This is a genomic window from Falsirhodobacter sp. alg1, assembly GCF_000739715.2.
GTDB lineage: Bacteria > Pseudomonadota > Alphaproteobacteria > Rhodobacterales > Rhodobacteraceae > Falsirhodobacter.
This window is the reverse complement of record NZ_BBJC02000018.1, coordinates 1-1,214: the sequence shown is the minus strand read 5'-3', so window position 1 is coordinate 1,214 and position 1,214 is coordinate 1. Positions and strand designations below refer to the sequence as shown.

Genomic DNA, 1,214 nt, shown 5'->3' with positions numbered 1-1,214 from the left:
CCGAGGAACCAGAGCCAGCTACGAAGCCGGATTGGGCGAGGCCGGATACGGCAAGGTCACGACCGAGATCCTGCCCGCCCCACCCTTCTAGTTATGCCGAAGAGGAACATCAGCAGTATCTGGCCAAGAACCCCGGCGGATACTGCAGCATGAAAGGCACGGGCGTGACCTGCGCGATCTGAACAAGGGGGCCTTCGGGCCTCCCTTTTTTCATACGGGCCTTCCAATAGAACTATCTTTTCTTCGGCAGTCTTCTATTCAACCCTGCCATCACGTATGAAACGGGGGATGTGTGATGACGGTTGACGAGGTGTTGAGCGCGGGGGGCGCAGGGCGCTTTCAGCGCCGGTTGTTCGGAATATTCGGGCTGGTCTGGACGGCCGATGCCATGCAGGTCATCGCGGTCGGGTTCGCCGCAGCCTCCATGGCCGCCACATTCGGACTGACCATTCCGCAGGCATTGCAGACGGGGACGTTCAGGCTAAAGGCCCTTGAGGACGAGAATGCCAAGCTGAAGCGCCTGCTTGCGGACACCATGCTGGACAATGTCGTGTTGAAAGACCTGCTGGGAAAGAACTGACGACATTGACGAAGCGGCGAGATGCGGCGCTCCGGGTGATGCGGGATCATGACATCTCGCAGCGCCGGGCCTGTAGGCTGGTTGGTGTCGATCCCAAGACCGTTCGGCGTGAACGCCCGCCGGACAGTGCCGATATCCGCCAAGAGATGCAGGAGATCGCCGGCAAGCGGCGTCGGTTCGGGTATCGCCGGATCGGGGTCCTGCTGGAACGCAAGGGCATGATCATGAACCACAAGAAGCTGTATCGCATCTATCGCGAGGAAGGGCTTTCGGTGAAACGACGGCGAGGCCGGAAACGGGCGCGCGTCACGAGGACGCCGATGCCGGTTGCCGCGTGGCCCAACGCGCGCTGGTCGTTGGACTTCGTGTCCGACAGACAATGTCATGCAGGATCAGCATCCGGATCACACGGTCCAGTGCCACGCCCGCGGGGGCCTGATCTGCCAGCACCATGGCGTAGAGCGCCACGTGCCAGCTGTGTTCGGCAGAATTCTCGCGCCGCGAGCCATCGGCAAGCCGGCTGGCCCGCAGCACAGTTTTCAGGCGATCCGCCTCTTGCAGAAAGGTGAACTGCTGCGAAAGGCGGTCGGTCATCAGCGGCTCGTTTCCCCGAGGCGGCGCTTCACATAGCCGC

3 pseudogenes are annotated in these 1,214 nt (G+C 61.9%); 2 read left to right on the top strand and 1 reads right to left on the bottom strand.

Annotated features, from left to right (window positions below):
• Both TR36_RS16460 and TR36_RS15065 read left to right on the top strand, forming a co-directional pair.
• Window positions 1-182, top strand: a pseudogene (locus tag TR36_RS16460) (peptide-methionine (S)-S-oxide reductase); the annotation flags it as partial.
• Between the two features lie 296 nt (window positions 183-478).
• Window positions 479-954: pseudogene (locus TR36_RS15065) on the top strand (IS3-like element ISRssp1 family transposase); the annotation flags it as partial.
• Window position 955: 1 nt separating this feature from the next.
• Here TR36_RS15065 and TR36_RS13840 read toward each other — a convergent pair.
• A pseudogene (locus tag TR36_RS13840) lies at window positions 956-1,174 on the bottom strand (HD family hydrolase); the annotation flags it as partial.
• Window positions 1,175-1,214: the final 40 nt, after the last annotated feature.